At 71.8% G+C, this 19,696-nt stretch carries 10 protein-coding genes; 5 read left to right on the forward strand and 5 right to left on the reverse strand.

The window, feature by feature from the left end:
- Window positions 1–4: 4 nt before the first annotated feature.
- From R3E98_12140 to R3E98_12150, 3 genes are read right to left on the reverse strand one after another with little or no spacing between them, the layout of a single operon-like run.
- Window positions 5–3,763, reverse strand: a complete 3,759-nt coding sequence (locus R3E98_12140; protein ID MEZ4424151.1) for a caspase family protein — start codon at window positions 3,761–3,763, stop codon at window positions 5–7.
- 9 nt (window positions 3,764–3,772) lie between these two features.
- Window positions 3,773–4,330, reverse strand: a complete 558-nt coding sequence (locus R3E98_12145) for a hypothetical protein (GenBank protein MEZ4424152.1) — start codon at window positions 4,328–4,330, stop codon at window positions 3,773–3,775.
- A gap of 21 nt (window positions 4,331–4,351) precedes the next feature.
- Entirely contained in the window at window positions 4,352–7,468 is a 3,117-nt protein-coding gene (locus tag R3E98_12150) for a serine/threonine-protein kinase (protein MEZ4424153.1), read from the reverse strand.
- Window positions 7,469–7,598: 130 nt separating this feature from the next.
- On the opposite strand from R3E98_12150, the gene R3E98_12155 reads away from it, so the two are divergent.
- The 3 genes from R3E98_12155 (at window position 7,599) to R3E98_12165 (ending at window position 12,002) form a co-directional block, all read left to right on the forward strand.
- A complete protein-coding gene (locus R3E98_12155; protein ID MEZ4424154.1) occupies window positions 7,599–8,849 on the forward strand; it encodes a serine/threonine-protein kinase in 1,251 nt (416 codons plus the stop codon).
- Between the two features lie 172 nt (window positions 8,850–9,021).
- Window positions 9,022–9,351, forward strand: a complete 330-nt coding sequence (locus tag R3E98_12160) for a PadR family transcriptional regulator (protein MEZ4424155.1) — start codon at window positions 9,022–9,024, stop codon at window positions 9,349–9,351.
- Window positions 9,348–12,002, forward strand: a complete 2,655-nt coding sequence (locus R3E98_12165; GenBank protein ID MEZ4424156.1) for an ABC transporter permease — start codon at window positions 9,348–9,350, stop codon at window positions 12,000–12,002. The genes R3E98_12160 and R3E98_12165 overlap by 4 nt, the downstream gene beginning before the upstream one ends.
- A 421-nt stretch (window positions 12,003–12,423) precedes the next feature.
- Here the strand turns inward: R3E98_12165 and R3E98_12170 are convergent, their stop codons facing one another.
- Window positions 12,424–14,604, reverse strand: coding sequence for a glutamine synthetase III (locus R3E98_12170; protein MEZ4424157.1), 2,181 nt, complete (start codon window positions 14,602–14,604; stop codon window positions 12,424–12,426).
- 208 nt (window positions 14,605–14,812) lie between these two features.
- Between R3E98_12170 and R3E98_12175 the strand changes: the two genes are divergently transcribed.
- Both R3E98_12175 and R3E98_12180 read left to right on the forward strand, forming a co-directional pair.
- On the forward strand, window positions 14,813–16,213 hold the full coding sequence (locus R3E98_12175; protein MEZ4424158.1) for a hypothetical protein: 1,401 nt from the start codon (window positions 14,813–14,815) through the stop codon (window positions 16,211–16,213).
- A gap of 144 nt (window positions 16,214–16,357) precedes the next feature.
- Complete coding sequence (locus R3E98_12180) at window positions 16,358–17,392, forward strand: CHAD domain-containing protein (GenBank protein ID MEZ4424159.1); 1,035 nt, start codon at window positions 16,358–16,360, stop codon at window positions 17,390–17,392.
- A gap of 2 nt (window positions 17,393–17,394) precedes the next feature.
- On the opposite strand, the gene R3E98_12185 is transcribed toward R3E98_12180, so the two are convergent.
- On the reverse strand, window positions 17,395–19,674 hold the full coding sequence (locus tag R3E98_12185) for a DUF5916 domain-containing protein (protein MEZ4424160.1): 2,280 nt from the start codon (window positions 19,672–19,674) through the stop codon (window positions 17,395–17,397).
- Window positions 19,675–19,696 lie beyond the last annotated feature (22 nt).

A 19,696-nucleotide genomic window follows, 5' to 3' on the forward strand; every position in this document is an offset into this window, starting at 1 on the left:
CCCTCTACGGCGATCGCGGTCGTCCCGGGGCCCGCGGCGGCCGGAGCGGCCGAGGCCCGGGAGGCCGCGGCGGCCGGGTCTGGAGCGTCGAGACGGGACGCTCGACCGCGTCCGCGGCGGCCGGGGGATCGTCCCGTTCGACCCGGGGCGGTTCCGGCGCGGCGTCGTCGGGCGCCGGAGCGGCCGGGACCGGAGAGCCTGTCTCCGCACGTCCGGCGGTCGGCGCGGTCGTCACCTGCAGCGGCGCCCCGTCCCGCAGCAGCCAGGTCGCGATCCGACCGCGCGCCTCCGGCCGCGACAGATAGCCGAGGTGGGAGACCGCCTCCCCTCCCCGCAACGTCCACGACTCCTCCGCCGCCGCACCGACCGACGCGGCGGGCACCACCAGATCGTTGGCGCCGCCGAAGAGATCCCCGATCTGTCGATCCAGGAGCGTACGGAGGATCCCCGGGCGGGTCGCCGACGTGATGTCGGAGGCCAACCCGTACCACTCGACAGACGGCGGTGGCGGGGTCAGGCCGGAGAGGAAGGCGGAGCCCGGCGCCATCGCCTGGATGCCGCGCAGCTCGCCCAGGCCACCGACCGCGAGCCGCTTCATCAGCTCCAGGACGGTTCCTCCGAGCTCGGTGGGATCGGCCAGCGCCAGCAGGTTGGTCAGCACGCTGAGCAGGGTCTCCAGGTGCGCCAGGTCCGCGAGGGGCGTCCCCCCGTCGGGGCTTCCCGCGCACACGAGCCGCCGCACCGACAGCGGCGCTTCGCTCGCGCGCCCCCGTGCAGCGAGCGCCCGACCCACGAGGCCGCCGCGCGAATGGCCCAGCACGTCCACGTCGAGCCGGAGGCCGGCGGGCAGGCTCGCGACCATCGCGTCGACGGTCTGGTCCGGGTCCTGGGACAGGGTCGCGTGCTCGAAGGCGATCACCCGTCCTGCATACCGGCCCGCGACCTCCTGCAGGAAGGCCGGGGTCAGGTCCCGGACCGTGCGGGTCGCGCCGCCGAACACGCCGTGCAGGAGCACCAGCGTCGGGCCCTCGCCGAGCACCGGCCACTCCTCTGCCTGGACGGGCCGGACCGTCGCGGCGTCTCCGTCCGCGTCCATCCACATCCAGCGGCCCGGCCGTCGGCGCGTCTCCCAGCGCGCCACCGCATTCCCGATCAGGGGTTCGGCGAGAGGGAAGAGGACCCGGTCCACGAGCAGCTTTCCCGCAAGCGCGCCGACGGCTCCCCGCGCATCCCGGCCGTCGGCTCCGCGCGCATCCTCGGGAACCGCTGCCGGCGGAGGTGCGGCGATCCGATACCGACGCCCGCGCGTGCCCTCTGCCGCCGGGTCCGCGCCCCGCGCGCTGCTCAGTCCGGGCTCCGGGAGATGCCAGCGCACCAGACCCCGGTCGTCCGTGGTGAGCAGCAGCTCGCTCCAGCCCTCCTCCGCGTCCGGTGCGACGTACTCGATCGGCGCCCCGCGGCTGCCCGTCCCGCTCTCCACCGGGAAGCGGTCCGCCGAGACGAAGCCGTGCTCGGCCATCAAGGCCTGCAAGCGACCCGCCGGACTGTCCGACGGAGGAAACGCGGACGGCGAGGTGGCTCCGTTCTGACGTCGCGGCGACGCCGTCGACGGGGACGGACCGGCGGCGGTCGTCGTGTCGGACGCTCCGCTCGTCGGGCGCTCCGCCCTCTCCGGCTCCGGCGCGGCCTCGGCCTGGACCCGGGCAGCCTCCACGACGGGCTCCGCCGCACTCTCCTCCGGAGCGCGCAGGACGAATCCCACCGACACGGTGCCCCAGTCGTCGGCCGGGACCAGCGTGAGCCCACGGGACGCCGCCGCCGGCGACGCCAGCAGCTCCGCCAACGGGCTCGTGCCGCCGCGGCTGGCGGCCCGCTGGGAGACGTCCAGGTCGGTCTCCTGCCGCGTGAGGAAGAACTTCAGGACCTCGATGCCTTCCTGCGGTGAGGCGACCCATGGATTGGCGCCGTACGGGAAGCCGTCCTCCCAGCTCACGGTCGTGCCCTGGCCCGCCGTCAACGAAACCCATGGGTTCTGCGGGCTGCTGGGGTGCAGCCACACGCCCGACAGGATCGGGACCACCTCGCCGGTCATCCGGAAGTCGAAGCCGGTCACCCAGATCTTCTCCACCCCCGTGTGCACCAGGCGGATGTCGATCCGCTCACCGGCCGTCAGGGCCGGCAACGACTCGCCGTCCGCAGGCACGACGGGCGCCCAGGATCCGTCCGCCGCCTGGCGCACCAGATCGACCCGGACCTCCCGGGCGACGCGACTGCCCGGATTGTCGATCGCGAGGGTGAAGCGGTAGCGCGACCAGAGGCGGAGGTTCTCCACCACCTGCGCGGCGCCACGCTCGTCCGCCGGCTTCGGCGGCATCATGAACTCGCCTCCCTCGGAGACCACCACCCAGTGCGGTCCGTCCAGCCGGGGGAGTCCGGAGAGCTCCGCGGGGGGCTCGCCCGCCACCAGAACCACCTTCACGGATTCGCCGTCCTCCACCCGCTCGAGCAGGCGCCGCTCCTGATCGAGCCTGCGCGCCATCTCGGTCCAGGCGGCCGGATCCTCGTGGCCCGCGCCCAGCATGCGCACACGCAGACGGCGATCTCCGAAGTCGCGCGCCACCTCCACGGCCCAGGCCCCGGCGGCGATGGCACCCGCGTCGTCCCCCTCCACGTCGGCGAACGACTGCACGGCACCCACGCGGGTCACGCGCAGCGTGCCCAGTTGCGACGCCTCCGTTGCCTCACGCGTACCGGCCGGATGGACGGCCCACACGGACCCCACCTGCAGCCCGTGCGCGGCACCTCCGGCCAGGGTGACCTGCGCCCCCTGCCGGTCCGCCACCTTCACGAACGCGAGCGGCTCGATCTCCTCGGTGTCGAAGAGCAGCCGATGCTCCGCGCCTTCGATCTGGGGATGCTGACTCGCGCTCTTGGCCCGCGCCGCGCTGGTGACCTGCACGGCCACCTCGTCGAACACGTCGCGGTACGTCGCGCCGGGCGCCGCGTGCAGGAGCGCCTGATGCAGGAACCAGGTGAGCGCCCCGTGCTTCACGGGCGGGCTGTGGCCGCCCACTTCGTGCTCGTACGACAACTCCGTATCGCGACAACCGGCGATCAATACGTAGTGACCCTGCGGGGAGCGCCACCCCGACCCGCTGCGCTGGCGGGACCGCTCCAGCGCCGCCCGGTCCTCGGGCGACAGCCGCAGCGGTTCGAGCAGTTGCGCGGGGCGCCGGTCCGCGGGAACCGCGCGCGCGACGAGGTCGCCGCCGCGCGAGATGGTGCCCGAGTGACAACAGTCGAAGATCATCGTGATGTTGTGCGTCCGCTCGCCGAGCCGCAGCAGCTTCGCGTGGATCTCGTCGTCCGTGATGTCGAGCACCTCGGGGTGATCCGCGAACTCGTCGGGCTGTGACCAGCGCACCGCGTCCGACGGTACGATGGTGCTGTCGTGGCCATCCGCCTCGTCGAGGTCGCGGTCGGCCACGCGCGAGCCGTGGCCGGCGTAGAAGACCACCACCATGTCCCCGGGGGACGTCTCCTCGATGAGGCCGTCGAACGCCTCCAGGATCCGCGTGCGCGTCGCGTCCTCGTCCGCCAGGAAGCGGACGTTCGCAGCCGGGATGCGGTACTTGTCCTCGAGCAACGCCCGCATCAGGCGCGCGTCGTTCACGCACCCGGAGAGATCGGCGACGCTGTCGCTCGCGTAGCGATCGATGCCGATGACGAGCGCGCGACGGCCCCGCGGCGGATCCGACGTCATGGACTGCTCCTAGCCGAGCCGCTCTTCGAGCGCCGCCAGCCGATCGAGGATGGAGGGACCCTGGCCGTTCCGGTGCTCGGCCCAGCCGGGCCCACCCCGTCCACCCCGACCCGAACGGGGATCGGCGCCCCGACCGCCGCTGCCGGAGCGGGGGTCGGCACCACGGCCCCCGCTGCCCGAGCGCGGGTCGGCGCCCCGCCCGCCACTGCCGGAGCGCGGATCGGCACCGCGACCCCCGCTGCCGGAGCGCGGGTCGGCACCGCGGCCCCCACTGCCGGAACGCGGGTCGGCACCGCGACCGCCGCTGCCCGATCGCGGGTCGGCACCACGGCCCCCGCTGCCTGAACGCGGATCGGCACCGCGGCCGCCGCTGCCCGAACGGGGATCCGCGCCGCGGGAGCCGGAGCCGTCCGCCTCGTCGTCGGCCTGCGCCCACTCCTCGGCGTCGGACGCGGTCCCCACCTGCGCCTCCAGGGCCTCCAGGCGGTCGCAGATCGTGTCGAGGAAGTCCGTGAGGCGGTGCAGATAGTCGTCCAGTTCACGACCAGCGTCTTCGTAGCTCCACATGGTTTCCACCCTCGGTTGAGGTCAGGACGGTGCGATCGACGTGTCTGTGCCTGCGGGCCCGCGGCCGGGCCAGCCCAGCCGTTCGAGCGTGCGGGCGCATTCCGCCCGACGAGCGTCTCCTCCGGCGGCCACCCGACAACTCTCGAGCGCCAGCGGAAGGAAGACGGGATTGGTCTGTGCGTTCGGCTCGGCGAAGCCCCGCAGGAGCCGGTCGGCGACCTCGGGCTCCCCGGCCTCCAGCTCGAGTCGGGCTCGAACCAGCCGCTCCACGCTCAGCGGCGCCAGCAGCTCCCAATACAGGAACGACGGGGGCGCCTGCGCCGTGAGCGCGCGGAACTGCTCGAGGGCGGCGGTGGAGTCCCCCGTGCTCAACGTGATGTGTGCCGCCAACGCGTCGGCCAGGCTGCTCGTGTAGGCCTGGTCGAGGGGATCCTGCCCCGCGGCGATCTCCCGCAGTCGCTCGAGCGCGCGCTCCGCCGTCGCGCCGTCTTCGTTGCGGGATGCCCAGAACCCGAGCAGCCACAAGGACGTGCGGTAGTCGATCCCGGTCAGGTCGGGGCCGGCCGCGGCCGCGATGTCGTCGGCCCCGCGCCGGCCGATCGATTCGAGCTGGGGGTACAGCGCGCCCACCAGCACCGCCAGCTCGGACCAGCGCGTGAGCTCGGCCTCCCGCGCGGCGCGCCAGGCCGGTCGGCCCTTGCTCCACGCAGGAGCGGCGGCCGCCAGGGTCACACCGGACGCGCCCGCTGCAGAGGCGTCGAGAAGGGCCTGCACGGATTCGAAGCCGTCGGCCATCGCCTCCAGGAGCCGCCCGGCGTCCTCGACGCGGTTGCCGACCAGGAAGGAGCCGGTCAGACCCACGAGGGCGTTCCAGCTCCGGTACCCCGCGTTGGGATCGGCCACCGTGTCGCCGACCAGGAGGGCATGGTAGAGCACCTCGGAGCACGCGCGCTGGTCGCCGTCCATGCCGAGCTGGGCGGCCGCATAGAGCACCTCCCACGGCCACTCCCGCAGCCGCGGGCCCGGGTCGAGCGTCGCCGCTCCTCCGTCGGCGCAGCCGATCATGAGATCGATCTGCGCCTGCAACGCGGCGTCGGGTGAACCGTCCACGAACTGCTGGCGCGCTCTGCGGGCCCGCTCCAGGTCCCCCGCGCGTGTGAGCTCCTCGAGGCGGTGGAAGAGGACATAGCCGGCGAGCGAGTCGAGGCCCTGCGCACGTTCGAAGGGTCCGGGAGCGGAGGAGGGCACCATGCGGGGCGCCAGATGCCGATAGGTCTCCCCCAACTGCGCCCAGGCCACGGAGAAGAGTGAATCCTCCGCCAGCGCCGCTTCGAGATGCCGGACGGCGGCTTCCGCGTCGTTGGCCACGTACGCCTGGACCCCGCGCGCGAAGCTCTCGGCGCGTCCGGTCAGCGGCAGGGTCAGCGCCCGGTCGATCAGCGCGGACGCCGCTGCCGGATCGTGGATCCAGCTCGCCGCCTGGGCTCCGCGGATGCCGGCTACGCCGAACGTGGAGTCGAAGGCGAACGCCTCGCGGAAGTGGCCGAGCGCGTCGCTGAACTTCGCCCGCCGCAGCGCCGCTTCGCCGAGGAGGAAGCGGGCGACGGCCTCGGGCGGGCGGTTTCCCAGGTCTGCCTCGACGTCGGGCACCTCCGTCTCGATGAGGCGGGGCAGGAGTCCGTTGAGCGCTCGGAGCCCGGCCCGCCAGGCGTCCCCCAACGCGGCTCCGGCGTCGGCGGAGGCGATCGCGTCGCCGTCCCGGACCCCGTGCAGCCCGAGCAGAACGCGCGCCGAGTCCCCCTGCTGGATGACCCGACCCCAGACGAAGAAGCTGCATCCACGCGAGCGCGCGAGCTCGGCCATCCGACCCAGCTCCAGCCGGCGGGGATCGTTGCGGGCCTCGGCGTCCAGGAGTGGCCATCCATCCAACCACTGCAGGGGCTCGACGCCGTCGAGCGCATGACCGATGACGGTCGCGACGTCCTCGCCCACCGAGGCGCCGCCCTGGGAGGCGAGGGAGGAGACGAGCGGGAAGACCATGATGCGGGTCGGCGCGCCCGGGTCGGCCGCGCCTCGCCCCAACAGGTGCCGCCCCCCCAGGGCGGCCACGGCGAGGACCAGCAACGCGGCGCCGGAGCGCAGCACCGCGGCGCGGCGACGGGGCGGGGGGCGGATCCGACCCGGGCGCCGGCCGCGATCGGGCGCCGAAGCGTGTTCGAGCGCCCGGATCGGATCGATGCCGGAGTCGGGTGTCGGAGTCAGGCGCGGGAGCACCAGGCCGCCGAGGAGGCGCTTCGCCTGCATCTCCTCGAGACGCGCCGCCACGTCGGCGGCGGATCCGGGGCGCCCGTCCGGATCCTTGGTCAGCAGTGCCGCCACCAGGCGCGACAGCGGCTCCGGGACCGAGCGATTCAGCTCGCGCACGGCGGGCGGATCGAAGCCCACCACGTTGCCCAGCGTGTGCAAGGGGGTCCGGCCCTGGAAGGGCGTCCGGCCCGCGAGCATCTCGTACATCACCACGCCCAGCGCCCAGAGGTCGGTGCGCGGGTCGACCGCGCGCCCTTCACACTGCTCCGGAGCCATCGAGCGGTACGTTCCCACCGCGGCGTCGGCGGCGGTGAGCGCGGGGTCTTCGGCGGAAGGATCGAACGAGCGCGCGAGACCGAAGTCGAGGATCTTCGCGGCGCCGTCCGGCGTCACCACGATGTTCTCGCTCTTGAGGTCCCGATGCACGAGCCCTCGTTCATGCGCGGCGGCGAGGCCGTCGCAGACGTGCAGGAGGATCCGCAGGCCCGCCTCGGCGGTCAGCCCGCCGTCCACCAGCAGCGAGGAGAGCGGAGTGCCGTCCACGTACTCCATCACGATGGAGTCGCCCGCGCCGTCCTCGACGATGTCGTAGATCTGCACGACGGCGGGATGGCTCAGGGTGGCGACCGCGCGCGCCTCCCGGCGTAGGCGCTGGCGCTGGGCTTCATCGACCGCCGCGCTCGAGCGCACCCGCTTGATGGCGACCGACCGATCCAGCCGGTCGTCGTGGGCCAGGAATACTTCACCCATCCCGCCCGCGCCCAGCGGCCGGATGAGCCGGTAGGCACCGATGGTCTGCCCGGACGGATCCGGTGGGGTGTTGGAGCTCATGGGGAAGGCCTCAGGGGGGATTCAGGCCCTGACGCACGGTACGGCGCGACCGGCGACCGGAGCAAGGGAGCCGTCTTGCTGGGAGCCGGTCGGGCACCGAAGGTATGTGCGTCCTTCCCCGGGAGTGCGCGTGGATGTCCCAGGCCTGAGCGGGCTGGAGCCCGAGTTCACGCTCCTTCGCCCATTGGGCGAGGGCGCCATGGCCGAGGTGTTCCTGGCGCGCGAGGCTGCGCTCGGCCGTCTCGTGGCCATCAAGGTGGTACGGGACACGCTCGCCAGCGACGCCGAGGCCCGCGCCCGGTTCGAGCGGGAGGCCCGCTCGGCGGCAGGCCTCTCCCATCCCAACGTGGTCGAGGTGCACCGCGTCGCCGCTCTTCCCGACGGCCGTCCGTATCTGGTGATGGAGTACGTCGAGGGTCAGAACCTGGCCGACGCCCTGCACGCCGGGACCGTGGACGCCGGGATGGCCCGGGAGGTCCTGCGTGGCGTCGCGTCGGCCCTGGGCGCGGCGCATGAGCGGGGTATCGTGCACCGCGATGTCCGCCCTGCGAACATCCTCTGGGACCCCCGGCGCCGCCGTGCCGTGCTCACCGACTTCGGCATCGCCGGCGTCCTCGAGACCGGCGGCGAGGCGGCGACCCGCCTGACCCGCGCCGGTCAGGTGCTCGGGGATCCGCAGTACACGAGTCCCGAGCATCTCGTGGGCGATCCCGTCACCGGCGCATCGGACGTCTATGCCCTGGGGATCGTCGGCTATCAGCTCCTGGCCGGGCGGGGCCCCTACGCGGCCCAGGGTTCCGCGCGGATCGCGGCCGCCCACCTCCGGGAGCAGGCGGTCCCGCTGTCCTCCCTCCGTCCGGATCTGCCGCCGGCCCTGGCACGCCTGCTCACCGCCTGTCTGGCCAAGCGGCCGGAGCAGCGACCCCGGATGGCCGACCTGGTGGCCCACCTCGAGCGGCCGGACGACGTTCTCGTGAGCGCCAGCGGTGCCCGGGGCCGCACCCAGTCGCTGGAGGCGGCGGTCGAACAGCTCCCGGCGCTCCAGAGCTTCCTCCAGGAGCTGAAGCGGCGCCGGGTCTTCAACGTGGCGGCCGTGTATGCCGTAGCCTCCTTCGGCCTGCTCCAGGTGGGGGAGCTGATCCTCCCGGCGCTTCCCGTGCCCGAATGGGCCTACACGGCGTTGGTGGCCACCATCCTCGCGGCCTTCCCGGTTGCGCTCGTGCTCGCCTGGATCTTCGACGTGGGGTCGGATGGGCTCACCCGCTCCCGCTCCGATCCGACCAGCGTGCGCGGCCCCACGCTGCGCGTCCTCCAGGTCACCGGCCTGGCCCTGTCGCTGGGCGTGGCGATTCTCATCGGGTGGTGGATCCTGTCCGCCTGAACGTCCTGACGCGGATGTGGGGACCTGCCGCGGGGATGCCGTCGCGGTCCCCCGGGGCCCGACCGGGCTTCCCCCCGTTCCAACCTTCCAGCCCTCGGCGCCGTCATAGGTAAGCATCTTACCTGTAGGAAGCCAGACGGTGTGCCCGCCACCAGGGGCCGAAGGGGGAAGGGTGGAACTGATCCGAGGGACGCTGGACCTGCTCATCCTGCGCACGCTGAGCTGGGGCCCGATGCACGGCTACGCCATCTCGCGCTGGATCCGTGAGCGGTCCGGAGACGTGCTCGAGCTCACCCAGGGCGCCCTGTACCCCGCGCTTCGCCGCCTCGAGGCCGGGGGGCACCTCGCGTCGGCATGGGAGGTCTCCGACACCGGGCGCGACACCAAGGTCTACTCGCTGACGCCGGGGGGGAGGGCGCACCTCCGCCGGCTCCAGTCCGAGTGGTCGCGCTACGTGGACCTGATGGAGCGGGTGCCCCTGGCGCCCGAGGGGGTCCGATGAGCGGAACCGGGCGTCGGAAGCGCGAACGACTCCACGAGCTGCCCGTCCCGGAGGACGTCCGCAAGGAGATCGAGGCCCATCTGCGCGCGGAGGAGGAGGAGCTGGTCCGCGCGGGTTGGGACCCGGAGAGCGCGCGGGCCGAGGCGCTCCGTCGGTTCGGGGAAGTCGGGGCCGTGCAGGAGGACTGCGAGCGGATCACCCGCCAGACGCGGCGCGCCACCCGCCGGACCCGCGGGTGGCAGGCCATCCGGCAGGACGTCGGATATGCGGTCCGGCGCCTCGCGCGGAGCCCTGGCTTCACGGCACTGGCCGTGGGGACGCTCGCTCTCGGCATCGGCGCGAACACGGCCATCTTCAGCCTCATCGACGGTGTGCTGCTGGCGCCTCTCCCGTACGCCGAGCCGGACGGCCTCGTCACGTTGGCGGAGGAGCACGAAGGCGGGCGGCCCGGCCCGATCCCCTGGCCCAACTATCAGGACTGGCGCGCCCGCTCGCGGTCCTTGCAGCAGGTCGCGCTCTACGGCGGCGGAACCACCACCGTGCTCGGCGGGACCGAGCCCGTCCGGGCGGAGGTCGCCCCCGTCAGCGAGGACTTCTTTCCGGCCTTCCGGGCCACCGCCCAACGGGGACGCACCACGCTCCCGGACGACCACCGCCCCGGCGCAGCGCCCGTCGCGGTGGTGGCCCATTCGTTCTGGCGGGACCAGCTCGCACAGGATCCGGACGTTCTAGAACGCTCCCTCCAGATCTACGGCCGCTCCCTGCAGATCGTAGGCGTCCTGCCGGAGGGCTTCGATTTCCCCCGGCAGGCGCAGATCTGGGTCCCGATGGAGCTGCTTCCCCAGTCCGACAGCCGGACGGCCCACAACTGGAGCGGGGTCGGGCGGTTGGCTCCCGGTCAGACGGCAGCCGACGCCGATCGTGAGGCGGACGCACTGGCGGCGGCGTTGGCGGCGGAGCTGCCCGCGGACGACTACGACGCGGTCGGCGGAGTGGTCACCCCGCTCAAGGAGACGTTGACCGGTGCCACCCGGACGCCACTGCTGGTGCTCCTGGGCGCGTCCGCCCTGATCCTGCTGATCGCCTGCGTCAACCTGGCCAGCACAGTCCTGGCCCGCGGTGCCGCTCGTGCCACCGAGCTGGCGGTCCGCTCTTCCCTGGGCGCCTCCCGCGCCCGCCTCGTGCAACAGCTGGCGACCGAGAGCATGGTCCTCGCGGCCGTCGGGGGAGGGGTGGGGATCGGAGTGGCTTGGGTCGTCCTCGCAGCGGTCCTCCGGTACGGCACCGCATTCGTACCCGGCCTCGCGGACGTCTCCCTCGATGGCAGCGTGCTCGGCTTCACCCTGCTGGCCACGGTGGCCACCGGGCTGCTGTTCGGGCTCTTCCCGGCCCTGCGCCTGGCCTCGGACGACCTGGCCGCGGAGACGCGGAGTGGGACGCGGGCGGGCGAATCGCCTCAGCGCGCACGCACCTGGCGGCTGCTCGTCGGGGCCGAGGTGGCGCTGGCCCTGCTCCTCCTCGTGGGCTCCGGTCTCCTGATCCGGAGCTTCGGCGCCCTGGTGAGCCAGGAGACGGGCGTCTCGAGCGACGGGGTGGCCATGGCCCAGTTGGCGCTGGACCCGGTCCGGTACAGCTCGATGCCCGAGGTGGTGGCGTGGTACGAGCGGCTGGCGCGCGAGCTGGACGATCACCCCGCGATCGAGGCGGTCGGAGTCGCCAACGCCTATCCGGTGTCCGGCGGCATGGGGAACGGCACCATCCAGCTCGACGGCGACATGAGCCGGGAGGCCTATGGCTGGTACGTCACGGCGACCGCGGGCTACTTCGCCGCCCTCGACATCCCGCTCCTCGAGGGACGCATGTTCGACGGCCGCGATCACGCGAACGCCCCGCACGTGGCGCTCGTCAGCCGCTCGTTCGCGGAGGAAGCGTGGCCGGGGGAGAACCCCATCGGCCGCCAGATCACGGGCGGCGGCATGGACGACCACTGGGAGCAGCCGAGCTTCGCCACGGTGGTGGGCGTGGTGGGCGATGTGCGCTATCGCGGTCTGGCCCAGCCGGCGGAGCCCACCTTCTACTTCCACCTGCCGCAGCGACCCTACCGGGCCCGGACCTACTCGACTGTCGTGGCCCGCGGCGTCGGTGGAGACGCCTCGGCGGCAGGGCAGGTCCTGGGCACGACACTCAGGGCGCTCGATCCCGACCTGCCCCCCCGGATCGAGTCGCTGGACACGCGGATCGGTGACTCGGTGGGCCAGCGTCGCTTCGTCGTCGTGCTGCTCGGCGCTTTCGCGGCGACGGCGCTCCTGCTCGCGCTGATCGGTCTGTACGGGGTCGTCTCGTACCGGGTCGCGCGGCGGACGCGGGAGGTGGGTGTGCGGATCGCCCTGGGTGCGGGGACCGCCGCGGTCCGACGCCTCGTCATCCGGGACGCCCTCGGCATGGTCGCGGGCGGGCTGGTCGTCGGGGTGCTGTTGGCGCTCGCCCTGGGCTCCACGCTCCGGAGCATGCTCTACGGCGTCGCAAGCACCGATCCGCTGACCTTCCTGCTGGCCGTTCCGGTGCTGATGGCCGGCGCGTTCCTGGCCACCTGGATCCCTGCACGACGGGCCACCCGGGTGGATCCCACGTCCGCCATGCGGGCCGAATAGGGGCCCTCGACCGGCCGCCGGGCCGCAGCCGTGCCCGGGAGCGGGGCACGGCTGTGCCCGGACCGGGGGGCGGGGTCGCCCGGGACCGGGGCGCGTGGCGTTGCCCGGACCGCGGCGCGCGACGCTGGCGGATCCTTGTGCCGGAGAGGCGTTCCGGCGGATTGATCTGTTGAAGCAGATCAATGGGACAAACCACCGTCGACAGGTACATCGCGGACACCGGTCGCCTGCATCCCGGATCCGTCGTCCGTGGCCCAGCGCGTGACGTGGGGGGTCTCCGGAGCTCAGACGGAGAGCCGGAGCGTGCATGGGGATGGGGCACACAAGAACAAGGGCTCCCGGTCGGTGACCGGGAGCCCTTCGGATCTCCGGGGTCGGGCGGAGTTTCCGCCCGACGCCCGGACCCCATCCTCGCGATCGACTACTTGATCCAGAGCATGTCCCGATAGGTGGGCAGAGGCCACGCGTCCTCGGGCAGGATCCGCTCGAGCTGGTCCGCGACCTCGCGCACGCCGTTCATGGCCGGGATCACGTTGTCCCGCATGTGCAGCGCCTTCGAGTGCACGTCGTCGCCGCCCAGCTCCGCGTTCTGCGCATCGAGGGCGACGAGCCGCGTCACGAGGGTGTCGACGAGTCCCGCCAGGCGCTCGACCTCGCCACCCAGCCCGGTGAGGCTCGGCACGGCGGCCTGGGCCGCCGACGCCGCCTGTGCCAGCTCGGTCAGATAGCGCGCCGCGGCGGGCAGGATCAGCGTGCGAGCGAGACGCGCGGTGGTCTCCCCCTCGATGTTGATCTTGCGGAAGTACTGGTCGATCTTGACCTCGAGCCGGGACTCGAGCTCCCGCGGCGAGAGCACACCGTACTTCTCGAACAGCTTCTCGTTCTTCGCCGACGTCATGGTCGGCAGCGCGTCGATCGTGGTGCGCAGGTTGAGCAGCCCACGCCGCGCCGCCTCGTCCTGCCACTCCTGCGAATAGCCGTCCCCGTTGAAGATGATGGGGCCGAGCTCCTTGATCTCCTTGGCCAACAGCGCCCTCAGGGCTGCCGTGAGCTCGGTGCCACTGGCGATCCCCTGCTCGAGCTCGGTGGTCATGTCGTCCACCGCCTCGGCCACGATGGTGTTCAGGACGGTGGCCGGCCACGAGACGCTCTGGGAAGCACCCAGGGCGCGGAATTCGAACTTGTTGCCGGTGAAGGCGAACGGCGAGGTGCGGTTGCGGTCCCCGGAGTGCTGGGGGAGATGAGGCAGCACCTTCACACCGAGGCCGAGGAGGCCACCGCCCTTGCTCGAAGCCGCCGTGCCGGACTCGGCGAGCTGGCGGAAGATGTCTTCGAGCTGGTCACCCAGGAACACCGAGATGATGGACGGAGGCGCCTCGTTCGCACCCAGCCGGTGGTCGTTGCCGGCATGGGCGACCGATGCCCGCAGCAGGTCCTGGTGCCGGTAGACGGCACGCAGCACCGCCGTGCAGAAGAACAGGAACAGCCGGTTGTCGTGCGGCGTCTCGCCCGGCTCGAGCAGGTTGTGCCGATCCGTGCCGAACGACCAGTTCAGATGCTTGCCGCTGCCGTTCACGCCGGCGAACGGCTTCTCGTGCAGCAGGCAGACGAGCCCGAACTTCCGCGCGTTCCGCTGCAGCGTGAGCATCATGAGCTGCTGGTGGTCGGCCGCGAGGTTGGCCTGCTCGTACACCGGCGCCATCTCGAACTGGTTCGGGGCCACCTCGTTGTGGCGCGTCTTCATGGGCACGCCGAGCTTGTAGAGGTCCGTCTCCACCGACTGCATGAAGGCCAGGACCCGCTCGTCGATCGAACCGAAGTAGTGGTCCTCCAGCTCCTGGCCCCGCGGCGGCTTGGCGCCCAGGACGGTGCGGCCGGTGGTGACCAGATCGGGACGGCGGTAGTAGAACTCCTGGTCGATCAGGAAGAACTCCTGCTCGGGACCCATGTTGGCCGTGACCCGGCTGCTGCTCTCCCCGAAGACGGCGAGCGCACGACGGGTGACGCGGTCGAGCGCGTCCATCGAGCGCAGAAGCGGGATCTTCTTGTCGAGGCTGTCGCCGGTCCAGGAGCTGAACGCGGTGGGGATGCAGAGCGTGGCGCCGCCCGGTCCTTCGATCAGGAATGCGGGGGACGTGGGGTCCCAGGCCGTGTAGCCGCGCGCTTCGAAGGTGGCGCGCAGGCCGCCGGAGGGGAACGAGGAGGCGTCGGGCTCACCCTGGATGAGCTCCTTGCCCCGGAACTCGGACAGCGCGCGCCCGTCCTTGACGACCAGGAAGGAATCGTGCTTCTCGGCGGTCAGGCCGGTGAGCGGCTGGAACCAATGGGTGAAGTGGCTCGCGCCCCGCGCGATGGCCCAATCCTTCATCGCGCCCGCAACCGCATCCGCCACGGTCGGGTCGAGCTCGGTCCCCTCTTCGATGGTGCCCAGCAGCCGCTGGAAGACCTGGGCAGGGAGACGGGCCTTCATCTCGCTGAGGCCGAAGGTGTCCGAGCCGAAGATCTCGACGGGGTCGGCCGGAGCCGACCCTCCGTTGGCCGAGCCGGGGGCAGCCCAGCCGCGCGCGGCGGCGAGGGCGTCGAAGCGGGACGCGGTCTTCATGGTGTGCGGTTCCTCCAGGGGGGAGCGTGGCGCGCGGAGCCCCGAGCGGGGAGCCCATTCGCGTGGCCGAATGTACACCTCCCTCGCAGTGGCGTGAACCCTGAATTTGCCGTAGTTTTATTTTGCTAATCCTGTTTACGCTCATTGTCGACGCGCGCCGTTGCGCGGCCGAGACACCTCCAGACCTCCGAACCGGATCCACCGCGTCATGGAAAACGCGCTCCGCGAAGCGATCTCCAGCGGGGGCCCACACTTGCTGTGGGTGCCCTTCGACGCGGGCATGGACCCCCTCGCCCGGCTGCGCGACGCGGCAGGTGAGGTGCCGCTGCTGCACCTGTCCGCGCCCTCCCTGCCGGACCGGCACGCCCGCGAGCTGTGGGCCCGTCAGGCGCACGCCGTGCTCGGCCGCGAGAGCGCCGCGGGTGCCTCCTGGGAGCAGCTTCTCTCGGCCCTCCCCGAGGACCGCCCCCTGGTCCTCTCCTTCCTGGGGATCGCCGCTCTCCTGGATGCGGAGAAGCGGTGGGGGCGCGAGGTCGGGAGGTACTGGAGCCGCATCCGGACCACCTCGGCGCCCATCGTGCTGGTACTGATGGAACGCGATGCGCAGGTGCTGGCCGCGCTGCGCGACGTGGGAGGAGCCTTCCGACACCCGAGTGAGGCGCTCCGCCCCGATCTGGCGGGCCCGCCGGGGCGATGGGCGCCCCTGTCCATCCCGGGCTTCGCCGCCCTCGCCCGTCGGTGTGCGGCGTGGTCTCCCACGGACGTGGCGCTGGGCTGGGCGCTCCTCGGCACCTCCGACGAGGTGCTGTCCGCGATCGATCCGTCCGTGCGACCGGTGACCAACCTGCGCCGGCTCGTCCTCGACCCCGACGGCCCGCTGTGGGATCGTCCCCTGCGCGAGCTGCGGACCCGCTTCCAGAGCCCGGCCCGCTATGCTGCGCTGGAGCGCGCGCTCGCGAACGGGGGCAGCGAATGGCGCGACTTCGTCGAGGAGCTGCAGGACGAGATCGCCGCCAATGCCCTGGCGCCCTATGTCACCCGGCTGCGCGACCTCGGGCGCGTCCAGGTGCAGCGGTCGCTGGACGCCCCCGTTCGCAGCCGGAAGCGACGCTACCGCCTGTCGGACCCCTTCGACTCATTCTGGTGGAGCGTCGTCGCGCCGCTCCGGAGCGACCTCGGGACCGGTCTCCTGGGCGCCGACGATGCGCTGGCCGCGCTCCGGCCTGCACTCGCCGCCCACCTGGAGGGCTCGGCTCCACGCCTCGCGGAGGACGCGGTGTCGAACCATGCGGAGGCGATCCTGGGAGCCCCCGTCCGGGAGGCCGGCGGCCTGTGGGGCGACGGGTACGATCTTCCCGTGGCCGCGACGCTGTTGAACGGCGCCGTGTGCTACGGCGACGTGGCCTGGGGAGACACGGACGCCACCGCGGCGCTGGAGCGGGTCTCCGAAGCGCTGCGTCATACCCGCTACGGATACGGAAGACAGGCTCGCTTCCGCCTCGTGTTGACGCACAACGAAGCGGATCGGTCTGCGCGCACGCTGGCTCGGCGCGACACGCTGGTGGTGCTGCTCACCCTCGCAGAGCTGGTCCAGCACGCACGGAGGTGAGGCGCGTTCAACGGGTAGAGGTTCGGGCCGACCCGCAGCGTCACATGTAACAGCGATCGTAACAATCACGGGGTGCGCGTTGTCCGCGTCGTCGCCGTCCGGTTACGTTGCGTGCCCGGTCCCCCTGACCCATCCGAGCCCGGCATGTCCACAGACGACCTCACGGCAGCCCGTCGCGACAACGGCGGCTCCAGTCAGGCCGCGCTCGGCCGCGGACTCCGCTCCCGCACGTTCTATCAGCCGCTCCAGCCCCCGCCGGCGCCGCGCCTCGTCCCCGAGATGCGCGCCGACGAGGCCCTGCAACTGCTGGGACGGCATCAACTCGGCAAGCTGCTGGCGGCCCAGAGCGGCGTGGTGCTGGACCTGCACCCCGAACACGTCCACGACTTCCGCGTCGCGGTCCGGCGCACGCGCAGCCTCCTGGGACAGCTGCGGAGCGTGCTGCTCGCGGACGTGCAGCGGCACTTCGACCTGGAGTTCCGGTGGCTGGCGGATGAGACCGGGAGGACCCGCGACCTGGACGTGCTCCTCGAGGCGCTCGAAGGGTACGCTCCCTGGGTCTCGGCGGATCTGCGCGGCGGCCTCCCCGACATCTCACGCCATCTGATCACCCTCCGCCGCGACGCGCACGCCCATCTGGTCGACGTGCTCGAGAGCGACCGCTACCGCATGCTCGTGCGGGAGTGGCAGGCCTTCCTGGCAGCGCCGCTTCCCTACGTCCCCCTCACGGAGGACGCGGGTCGGTCCGTCGCGGACGTCGCCCACGGTCGGATCGGGCACAAGGTCCGCAGGATCTTCGGCCGCCGCGGCCGCATCGACGCCGACGTCGCCGCGGCCGACCTGCACCGGCTGCGCATCGAGTTCAAGAAGCTCCGCTACCTCGTGGAGTTCTTCCGTGACCTCTACCCCGCCGAGCTGGTGGACGAGGTGATCGCGGAGCTCAAGCGCATCCAGGACGGGCTCGGGAGCATCAACGATCGGCGGGTCCACCACGCGATGCTGATGGAGCTGGCCCGCTCTCCCGGAGAGTTGGCCGGGTCACCACGCGCGCTCGTGGCCATGGGCGAGGTCATGCGCGCCCTCACCGAGCGTCTGGTCGACGACCGCCGTCGTTTCGCGGAAGACTTCCACGTCTTCACGCGCAAGAAGATCCGCCGCCGGTACGAACGGCTGGGCTGAGCTCAGAACGCGACCATCTGGGTCGCCTTGATCTGCAGGCTCCGTCCCGGGAGCGTGCCGGTCCCATCGAAGAACCGCTGTTCGTTCCAGACGATGAACAGGTCGGACAGCGGATGGTGGATGAAGTTGAAGCGGATGTTCGAATTGAACTGCTCGCTGACGGGGTCGTACTGGACGAGCGCATCCACGAACATGTCGCGGCTGAACGAGTAGTTGGTGCGCGCGGTCCAGAACGTCGTGGTGAAGCGGGCGTCGGGCATCGGCAGGTCCGCCCAGGTACGATCCACGGAGACCTGCGCGCGAAACTGGTAGGTCGGGCGGAACGTCACCCCTGCGTTCACCGACTTCTGATCCCCGTTCCACAGGCCACCCGTGACCAGCGTCGCGTTGGCGGAGAAGGCCCGGCTGGCATCCGAGTTGGCGCGCAGCTGCACGGTCGTCCAGTCGTAGCTGCCCACCGGGATCGGCGCGTAGCGGGAGTCGATCTGGAAGGGCGCGTCGATGCGTTCCGACGCGGGGTTCACCGACAGCTCGAAGAACCCTCCGTTGTTGAGGAAGAAGGTGTAGCCGGTGTGGAGGTTCTTGGCGCGCATCCGGCCGTCGAGGTCCTCGTAGTAACTCCACACGATGTGTGGGTGCATCTCGCGCACACCCCGTGCCCGCAGCGCCTCGGGCCGCGGCCGCAGACCCCAGTCGATGAAGTACTTCCGGATTCCCGTCCGGCGGAAGAAGCCCAGGTCGGCGTTGAAGTTCTCGCCGAGCTGCATCGCACCGAACTTGATGTGGTGGAAGTTGCCCTCACGGTTGAGGGAGGTGCGCCAGGCATACTGCCCGTTCCACGTGCCGGGATCGGACTCGCCGTCGAGCACCAGACCGGAGGTCTGCGTGCGTACGACGTACGTGCTCCAGTCGATCGCACCCGGAAGGCGGATGTAGGAGTCGACCCCGTACACACGATTGAAGTCGGTGGCCCCATCCTCGGTGGCGCGACGCAACATGAAGATGCCGCCGACGTCCGAGCCCGTGGATACGGTTCGGCGGACCCGCAGCACGGCGTAGTCGTTCCCGCTCACGTCTCCGAGCCCGTCCGTGCGCATGGCGAGCGCACCGACGGACATGCCCGCCGCCTGGCCTGTGAGGCGGGCGCCGCCCAGGATCGGGACGGCCGCCCCCCCGGACAGCCCGATGCGGCGGCTGTAGAACAGCAACAGGTCCTCGTCGGGGGTCGGCGTCAGGCGCACACGCGTGTTGCGTGCTGCGTCCCCGACGTAGAACAGGCCGGAGTTCTCCAGGAAGAACTCGCGCTTCTCCTGGAAGAACAACGAGAACTGCGTGAGGTTGACACGCTGCTCGTCCGCTTCGACCTGGGCGAAGTCGGGGTTGGCCGTGAGGTCGAGCGTCAGGCCCTGGGTCAGTCCGTACTTCACGTCCACGCCCGCCTCGGTCTGGCGGCTGTAGGCGGCTCCGGCAACCGGACGCACGGCGCCGCCGAGAACGTACGGCTTCACCCGCAGGTCCCTGCTGGCGCCCGCGGACGGTAGCCCGTGCAGCTCACCCGCAAGCGTGAGGCGGTTGAACGTCAGGGCCCGGGGGATGGGCGCCCAGTAGTCGATCTCGTTCTTCCTGCGGATGAGCCGCATGAAGTTGAGTCCCCACGTGTCGCCGGCCGCCGGGTCGAAGCGTAGCGCCCGGAACGGGATCGACATCTCCAGCGACCATCCGTCGGGCCGACGCTGCGTGCGCACGTCCCACACGGCGTCCCAGCTGGTGTTGACCTCCCGTCCCTCGCCGGCGACCTGCCGGTCCCCCCGCGCGCCTTCCGGATTGGTCATGAACACGTAGCCGTTCAGGCCGTCGTGGAACGTGTCCAACGCCACGGCGAAGAGATCCTGCTCCTGCTCGTTGAAATCCTTGCGGATCTCACCGACGACCATCCCAGCCGGATCGCTGTCCCAGAGCATGGCGCCGACGTAGAGGTTCTCGTCGTCGTAGAGCACGGTCACTTCGGTGCGTTCCGACGCTTCCTGGCCCTCGCGGGGTTCGGCTTGCACGAAACCGACGGCGTGCTCGGCGGCCGCCCAGGCTTCCTCGTCCAGCCGACCATCCAGCCGGATCGGCGTGCTGGCGCGCACGGCGGTCAGATCGGGGCGAGGTAGCTGGTCGTTGGCGACTGCGGCGGGTGGGGTCTGGGCGGAGGCGGAGGACGCGCAGAGCGCGTAGAGCATGGCCAGTCCCGCGAGCCCGAGTGGCGCGCGCGGACGGCGTCGAAAGCGGATGTACACCGGCACGGCTCCTTCTGTTGAC

The sequence above is a fragment of the Gemmatimonadota bacterium genome, from assembly GCA_041390125.1.
Lineage (GTDB): Bacteria > Gemmatimonadota > Gemmatimonadetes > Longimicrobiales > Gaopeijiaceae > JAGQIF01.